Origin of the sequence: Streptomyces sp. NPDC087270, assembly GCF_044744625.1 — a bacterium.
In the GTDB taxonomy this organism is placed as follows: Bacteria; Actinomycetota; Actinomycetes; order Streptomycetales; family Streptomycetaceae; genus Actinacidiphila.
In genome coordinates this window covers 261,648-268,935 of the sequence record NZ_JBIUYR010000015.1, presented here as the reverse complement: position 1 = coordinate 268,935, position 7,288 = coordinate 261,648, and the positions used below count along the sequence as shown (strand labels likewise).

Sequence of the window (7,288 nt, the reverse complement as noted above, 5' to 3'; positions counted from 1 at the left end):
AAGGGGCACCCACCCAGGGGCGCGGGGAACTGCGCGACAAGCAGGCCACCGGCCCGCGGACGGGACGGGGCAGCCACCCCGCAGGGGCCCGCGGATGGGACGGGGCAGCCACCCCGCAGGGGCCCGCACGGACGGACACTCGAAACTCCGGGGACGGGGCACCCTCGGGCGGCTTACGCTCACGCGGAACCCCCCTCCCGTTGAAAGGAGTTACCGTGTCGGTCGACCGTCTGCTCGGCTTCGCCGGAATATCGCTGGTGCTGGTGCTGATCCCGGGCCCCAGCGTGCTGTTCGTCCTGGGCCGGGCGCTGGCGCACGGCCGCCGGACCGCGTTGGGCAGCGTCCTGGGGAACGCGATCGGCGCGTACCTGCTGGCGGCAGCCGTCTCCCTGGGCTTGGGTGAGGTGATGGCCACCTCGGCCGCGGTGTTCACGACAGTGAAACTCGTGGGCGCGGTCTACCTGGTCTTCCTGGGCGTGAAGGCATGGCGCCACCGCGCGGACCTGTCGACGGCGACCGCCGTACCGGGAGCGGAGGAAGCCGCGCAAACCGGAACCGTACAGACCGGAACCGCGGCGGCGCCGCGCACCCGTAGCGACGCCCGCACCCTGTGGGAAGGCTTCGTCGTGGGCGTGACCAACCCGAAGACCTGCATCTTCTTCGCCGCCGTGCTCCCCCAGTTCGTGGACCGGAACGCGGGCGGGGTGCACCAGCAGATGCTGCTGCTCGGCCTGGTCTTCACCGTGATCGCCCTGGTCTGCGACAGCGTGTGGGCGCTGACCGCGTCGGCGGCCCGCACCTGGTTCGCCCGCTCGCCGCGCCGGATGGCGGCCATCGGCGGCACCGGCGGCCTCGCGATGATCGGACTGGGCGTGGCGGTCGCGGTGACCGGCCGCGCGGACACGTAGGCACCGTGTCGAGCACCTCCTGAGGAAGAGGGGGGCGCGCTCCTGGGGCACACAGCGCGCTGACAGGCTGATGGAAGGACGCCCCCGGGCGGCACTCGGGTTGAGCCGCTGACCTGTGAGCAGTCGCACATCGCCGAGGGCAGCGAAACGTTTGCGTTTCGATATGACGAGTCGTACGGTCGATCCATACGACAGAGTACGAAACGGTTTCGTTCTTCCCAGCGGTTCGCCGCCCGTCCCACTTCCAGGAGTCACGAATATGTCGACTCAGTCCGCGCCCGACGTGAACGTCGGCGATTCGGCACCGGCCAGCCCGGTAGCGCTGGACAAGCAGGCCCCTGAGGAGCATCCCTCCCACCGCTGGTGGGTGCTCGCGGTGATCGCCATCGCCCAGCTCATGGTCGTGCTCGACGCCACCGTGGTGAACATCGCACTCCCCTCCGCTCAGCACGCGCTCGGCTTCAGCGACGGCAACCGGCAGTGGATCGTCACCGCCTACTCGCTCGCGTTCGGCAGCCTGCTGCTGCTCGGCGGGCGGCTCGCCGACCTGGTCGGCCGCAAGGTGGTCTTCCTGATCGGCGTCGTCGGCTTCGCCGTCGCCTCCGCGCTGGCCGGCGCCGCCCCGAACTTCGCGGTGCTCGTCAGCGGCCGCGCCCTGCAGGGCCTGTTCGGCGCGATGCTCGCGCCGGCCGCGCTGTCCCTGCTGAACACCACGTTCACCGACGCCAAGGAACGCGCCAAGGCGTTCGGCATCTACGGCGCCATCGCCGGCGCCGGCGGCGGCATCGGCCTGCTGCTCGGCGGCGTGCTCACCGAGCACCTGAGCTGGCGCTGGACCCTGTACGTCAACCTGATCTTCGCCGTCATCGCCTTCGTCGGCGGCATGGCGTTCCTCCGCAAGGGCGCCCCGGCGGTCCGGCCCCGGCTGGACGTCCCCGGCACCATCCTGGTCACCACCGGTCTGTTCAGCGTCGTCTACGGCTTCTCGAACGCCGACAGCCACGACTGGGGCTCCCCGCTGACCTGGGGCTTCCTGCTGCTGGGCGTGGTACTGGTGGCCGCGTTCGGCTGGTGGCAGGGCCGCACCGCGCACCCGCTGCTGCCGCTGCGCGTGCTGCTCGACCGCAACCGCGGCGCGTCGTTCGCGATCCTCGGGATCTCCGGCATCGGCATGTTCGGTGTCTTCCTGTTCCTGACCTACTACCTCCAGCTGTCGCTGCTCTACAACCCGGTGAAGACCGGCCTGGCCTTCCTGCCGATGATCGCGTCGCTGATGGTCTCCGCGCAGCTCGCGACGAACAACCTGCTGCCGAGGTTCGGCCCCCGGCCGATCGTGCCGGTGGGCATGGGCATGGCCGCCGTCGGCATGGCCTGGCTGACCACGCTCGACCTGAACAGCACCTACGCGGCGAACGTGCTGCCGCCGCTGATCGTGATCGGCCTGGGCCTCGGCCTGGTGATGCCGACCGTGATGAGCGTGGCCACCGCGGGTGTGCGGGCCGACGACGCGGGTGTCGCCTCCGCCGCCGTCAACACCATGCAGCAGGTCGGCGGTTCGATCGGCACCGCGCTGCTCAACACGCTGGCCGCGAGCGCCGCGACCAGCTACATCACCCACCACGCGACCTCCAACCCGCCGAGCAAGCTGGTGGCCGCACACGCCCAACTGCACAGCTACTCCACCGCGTACTGGTGGTCCGCCGCGTTCTTCGCGGTCGGCACCGTGATCGCGGCGGTGATGTTCCGCAGCGGACGCCCGGAGCTGGCGCCCGAGGGCGAGCCGAAGGCCGTGCACATGTAGGTCCGGCTCGGTCGGAGCCGCGCGCGGGGTAAGGGGCCCGCACCCAGGTACACGCCCCTTACCCCCGCAAACATCGAGCCGCGTCTTCCGGGCCTCCGGAACGTCCGGCAGCACCATCTGGTCAGCACCGTCCGATCAGCACCTCCGACTCCCCGACGCGAACCGAGCGGAACGCGGCCGGGGCTCCAGGGGGCTGGTCACCGGGTCATCGTGGGGACGGGACACCCGGTCACCAAGCCCTCTGGACACCACCACCGCCCCGTCGGCGCGCCGCCCCCGTGCGCGCCGACGGGGCGGTGGCGTGTGCGGGCCGCCCGAAGCGCGGTTCCTCGGCGACCCTGACGAGACACCGCAACTGGCGCCGTTTCGCCTACGGATGCTCCGGGTCCGGCCCGCCGACACGGGTACGGCCCCGCCCTCGCCTCGCGGGGAGGCGTGGGACGGGGCCGGGTGAGCGATCCCGACGGCTCGGCGCGGAGCAGGCGCCCGCCACATCCGGGTCCGGGGCCGCCACGTACGGGGTGCGACGGCGCCACGCGGCCCGGGGGACCGCTCGGCCGCACTCCCGGGCGGGCCGTGCCCGCGGTGCGACCACTCCACTTACGAGTCTTCACTCGTAACGGCGTCAGCGTATGAGTGCGCCCCACCGCTGTCAATCACCTTTCGGACCATGCTCGTTGGGCCCGGCGCGTTACGCTGGCAGGGCCGCCGTGACCCGCGCGGCGGTCGGCCGGTCCGTCCCCGGGACAGCTCCCGGGCAGGCGGGCACGGACGACCGGCCGCGGTCCGCACCCGGGAGATGTGAATGCCGCGCACACCACCGGACGCCCAGGCCGCCACCACGGCCGGCCGCTCCACTGCTGCCGACACCGCCGCCGACCACACCGCCGGCACCGCGACCGGCGGCACCGGCCCCGCGCCGAAGAGACGGCTGGCCCGCGGCGAGAAGCGCATCGCCCAGCTCCTGGACGCCGCGGCCGAGGAGTTCGCCGAGGTCGGCTACGAGTCCGCGACGACCAACAGCATCGCCGCCCGCGCCGGCGCCTCCCCCGGCACCCTCTACCAGTTCTTCCCCAACAAGGAGGCGATGGCGCGGGCCCTCGCGGAGCGCTGCGCCGCCCAACTCCGCGCCGTCTTCGGCTTCCTGCGGGACCCCGCGCTCGACGGGATGCCGATCGGCGAACTGGTGGACCGGATGGTCGACCCGATGCTCGCGTTCAGCCAGGCGAGCCCCGCCTTCCGGCCCCTCTTCGCCGGAACCGCGCCGCCGGCCAGGAGCGTCGCCTCCCTCAACACGGGCGCGCAGCAGGTCATGGAGGCGGTGGTCGGCGCCGCCGCGCCCCACCTCACCCCCGCCAACCGGCAGCGCTCCGCCACGGTCGTGGTGCACATCGCCAAGGCCATCCTGCCGGCGCTCGATGGCGCGACCGCGTGCGAACAGGCCAGGCTGGCACAGGAGTTCAAGACGGTGCTGCACGGATACCTGACCGGTCTCGCGGCGGTGTCGGACACCCGCGCCTGACGCCGTCCGGACCGTTCCTCCGCCCCCGGGTCCGCCCTGAGGGGCCGCCGGGCCGTACATCGGGCAGTGACGTTGAGCACGTCCGGGCCGGCCGCCGGATCGGCGCGGGCTTCACTCGTTCGGGCGGCAGCGGCGGATCGGGTGTCCGGCGGGCGGCGGCCGTCCGGGGCGCCTGGCCTGGTCATGGGCCGTGGGCGAATCCGGCCGGCGTTACGGCCCGGACAGCCACCGGCCCCGCCGCGGGGCGGTGCGGGATGCCAGGACCGGCGCGGACGAGGGGACGGCGGCGGGTTACCGTAAGGACATGCACGTGAGCCAGCACCAGCCGTCCGTCGCCGGTGTCGCCGATGAGTCCGACGGGGCGGCCGGCCGAGCGCTCTACGTCCCGGTGCGGCGCGGGCCCGCCGGCGACATCGTGCGGCTGTGGCGCACGCCCTTCGGCACGCGTACGGCGGTCGCCTTCACCACCGACCGGCGGCTGCGGTCCGTGCTCGGGCCGACCCAGCCGTGGATTCGGCTCTCGGAGTCCGCGTTGCGGCGGCTCGCCGAGCCGCTCGGGGCGCGGCACGTGACGATCGACCCGGTGCTCACCGCCCGGCCGCCGGCCTCCTGGGGCGCGCCCGAGGCCCCCGCCCCGGCCCCCACCCGCACCACCGAGCCGCGCGCCGCCCGCCCGTCCCGCGGCGCCCTCCCCGTTCCCCCTGCCTGACCCGCGGCCCCGGCCGACCCGCGCCCACCCCCGGACCGCCCCCCGCTATCCCGGCGGCCCGGTGTACCGCCACGCGGCGGCCGAGTGCGACAGGGTCAGCCGCGAGACGATCCGGTAGCGGTCGCCGCGGTAGACGGAGTGGACGTACTCGACGGGGCGCCCCGTCTCGTCGTGGGTGAGGCGTTCGAAGAGCAGCGCGGGCGAGAGCACCGGCACGCCGATCAGATGCGCCTCCTCCTCGTTGGTGACCGTGGGCTCGATGGACTGGACCGCCTCGTGCACCCGCACCCCGTGCTGGTCGCGCAGCGTGTCGTAGAAGTCGCCGGACTCCATGTCGGCGGGGGCCAGCCCGGGTACGAGGGCGGCCGGGACGTGCAGGTACTCGATGGCCATCGGCTCCCCGTCCACCAGCCGGAGCCGGGCGATGTAGACGACGTCGGCGGCGGGTGACAGGTGGAGCTTGCGGCCGACGCGGGCGCCGGCCCGCACGGTGGCGAACTCCAGTACCCGGCTGGTCCAGGTGCCGGACGCCTGCGGCAGGCGCAACACGTCGTGGTCCTGGGCGAGTTCCTGGGTGATCTTCGCGCGGGCGACGAACATGCCCCGGCCGTGCTCGCGCAGCAGCAGCCCGTTGGTGACGAGTTCGTCGACGGCCGAGCGCAACGTCGGCCGGGAGACGCCGAGTCGGTCGCACAACGTGCGTTCGGAGGGGATCGGGTCACCGGGGGCGCGGGACTCGACGAGTTCCATGAGGTAGTCACGGACCCGTTCGCGTTTCAGCGCCAGGCGCGGCGGCTCGCTGGCCATGTGCGGTGCCCTTTCCCCGAAGTACTTGTCAAGGGGAGGTTATCCAGATGTTGACCAGTACGCCAGTGCGGTCGGGCCCCGTCGGTATCGCGCGAGGAGGGTGAGAACACCTGATCTTCGGCCGTATACGAGCCCTCTTACGGCTTTCTCGCGACCTCTTGACGTCACCAGTGGTCTATGCCACCTTCTCCGTCAACACCAGACCAGTTGACCAGTGGTAAGTTCCACCGCTTCCTCTGAGGTGACTACTCCGTGAGATCCAGACTGCTTCCCGGCGCCGCGGCGCTCCTCATCAGCATCAGTGGCCTCACCGGTCTCACCGCGTGCGGCTCCTCCTCCGGATCGGGCTCCGGCGACGACGCCGGACCGGCCCGGCTCACCGTGTGGATCATGCGCGACAGCGTGGCCGCCCCGGTGCTCAAGGCGTTCACCGCGGACTTCGAGAAGGCCCACCCCGGCACCACCCTCGACCTCCAGATCCAGGAGTGGGACGGCATCGGCGCGAAGATCGTCAGCGCGCTGGCCGGCAACGACGCCCCCGACGTGATCGAGGTGGGCAACACCCAGGTCGCCCAGTACGCGGCCAGCGGCGGCGTGGACGACCTCACCGGCAAGGTCGCCGACCTGCACGGCTCGGACTGGATACCCGGCCTCGCCGAGCCCGGGAGGATCGACGGCAAGCAGTACGGCATCCCGTGGTACGCCGCCAACCGCGTGGTGATCTACAACAAGGACCTCTTCGCCAAGGCCGGCATCACCGCGCCGCCCAAGACCCGCGCCGAGTGGATCACCGACACCACGAAGCTCGACACCGGCGGAAACCAGGGCATCTACCTGCCGGGGCAGTCCTGGTACACCTACGCCGGCTTCCTGTGGGACGAGGGCGGCGACCTCGCCACCAAGAGCGGCGGGACCTGGAGCGGCGGCCTGGACACCCCGCAGGCGCGGGCCGCGGCGGCCTTCTACCGGCAGCTCCAGGCGCTCGGCCAGGGCCCGAAGGACTCCGACGAGGCCAAGCCGCTCCAGGCGAACGTCTTCGCCAAGGGCGACGTCGCGCAGATCATCTCCACCCCGGGCGGCGCCGCCGCCATCACGGAGGCCGACCCCGCGCTCAAGGGGAAGCTCGGCTTCTTCCCGATCCCCGGCAAGACCGCGGACCGGCCAGGCGCGGTCTTCACCGGCGGCTCCGACCTGGTCATCCCGCAGGCGTCCCGGCACCAGGCGATGGCCTACCAGGTGGTCAAGGCGCTGGCGGGCACCACGTGGCAGACGCGCATCGCCAAGGCCATGAGCTACGTCCCCAACCGCACCTCGCTGGCAGGGGTGTTGAAGGGCGACCCGGGCGCCTCCGCGATGGCGGCCGGCGCGGCCGACGGGCACGCCACCCCCAACTCCCCCAACTGGGCGGCGGTCGAGGCGGACAACCCGATCAAGCAGTACCTCACCCAGGTGCTCACCGGCGCCGACCCGGCGAAGGCGGGCAGGACCGCGTCGGAGGCCATCGCCAAGGCGCTCAACACCTCGTCCTGACCGACCGCCCC

Annotated in this window: 6 protein-coding genes; 5 read left to right on the top strand and 1 reads right to left on the bottom strand. The window is 72.6% G+C overall.

Features of this window, described 5'->3' with window-relative positions:
• Positions 1 to 215: 215 nt before the first annotated feature.
• The 4 genes from ACIPAE_RS27950 to ACIPAE_RS27935 all read left to right on the top strand — a co-directional run bounded on the left by ACIPAE_RS27950 (position 216) and on the right by ACIPAE_RS27935 (position 4,940).
• Entirely contained in the window at positions 216 to 908 is a 693-nt protein-coding gene (locus ACIPAE_RS27950; RefSeq protein ID WP_402448761.1) for a LysE family translocator, read from the top strand.
• A 259-nt stretch (positions 909 to 1,167) separates the two neighbouring features.
• On the top strand, positions 1,168 to 2,709 hold the full coding sequence (locus tag ACIPAE_RS27945) for an MFS transporter (RefSeq protein WP_329363629.1): 1,542 nt from the start codon (positions 1,168 to 1,170) through the stop codon (positions 2,707 to 2,709).
• An 805-nt stretch (positions 2,710 to 3,514) separates the two neighbouring features.
• Positions 3,515 to 4,231 (top strand): TetR/AcrR family transcriptional regulator, encoded by a 717-nt coding sequence (locus ACIPAE_RS27940; RefSeq protein WP_402448759.1) that lies wholly within the window; start codon positions 3,515 to 3,517, stop codon positions 4,229 to 4,231.
• Between the two features lie 304 nt (positions 4,232 to 4,535).
• A complete protein-coding gene (locus ACIPAE_RS27935; RefSeq protein ID WP_329363632.1) occupies positions 4,536 to 4,940 on the top strand; it encodes an SAV_915 family protein in 405 nt (134 codons plus the stop codon).
• Between the two features lie 45 nt (positions 4,941 to 4,985).
• Here the strand turns inward: ACIPAE_RS27935 and ACIPAE_RS27930 are convergent, their stop codons facing one another.
• Complete coding sequence (locus ACIPAE_RS27930) at positions 4,986 to 5,747, bottom strand: GntR family transcriptional regulator (RefSeq protein WP_366414327.1); 762 nt, start codon at positions 5,745 to 5,747, stop codon at positions 4,986 to 4,988.
• A 252-nt stretch (positions 5,748 to 5,999) separates the two neighbouring features.
• Between ACIPAE_RS27930 and ACIPAE_RS27925 the strand changes: the two genes are divergently transcribed.
• Positions 6,000 to 7,277 carry an extracellular solute-binding protein gene (locus ACIPAE_RS27925; protein WP_329363635.1) on the top strand — a complete coding sequence of 426 codons (1,278 nt, stop codon included), beginning with the start codon at positions 6,000 to 6,002 and terminating at the stop codon, positions 7,275 to 7,277.
• The last annotated feature ends 11 nt before the right edge of the window (positions 7,278 to 7,288 follow it).

Excerpts from the sequence above, each read along its gene's own strand:
- ACIPAE_RS27945 (WP_329363629.1), top strand. The coding sequence starts at position 1,168 with ATGTCGACTCAGTCCGCGCCCGACGTGAACGTCGGCGATTCGGCACCG.
- ACIPAE_RS27930 (WP_366414327.1), bottom strand. The coding sequence starts at position 5,747 with ATGGCCAGCGAGCCGCCGCGCCTGGCGCTGAAACGCGAACGGGTCCGT.
- ACIPAE_RS27940 (WP_402448759.1), top strand. The coding sequence starts at position 3,515 with ATGCCGCGCACACCACCGGACGCCCAGGCCGCCACCACGGCCGGCCGC.
- ACIPAE_RS27935 (WP_329363632.1), top strand. The coding sequence starts at position 4,536 with ATGCACGTGAGCCAGCACCAGCCGTCCGTCGCCGGTGTCGCCGATGAG.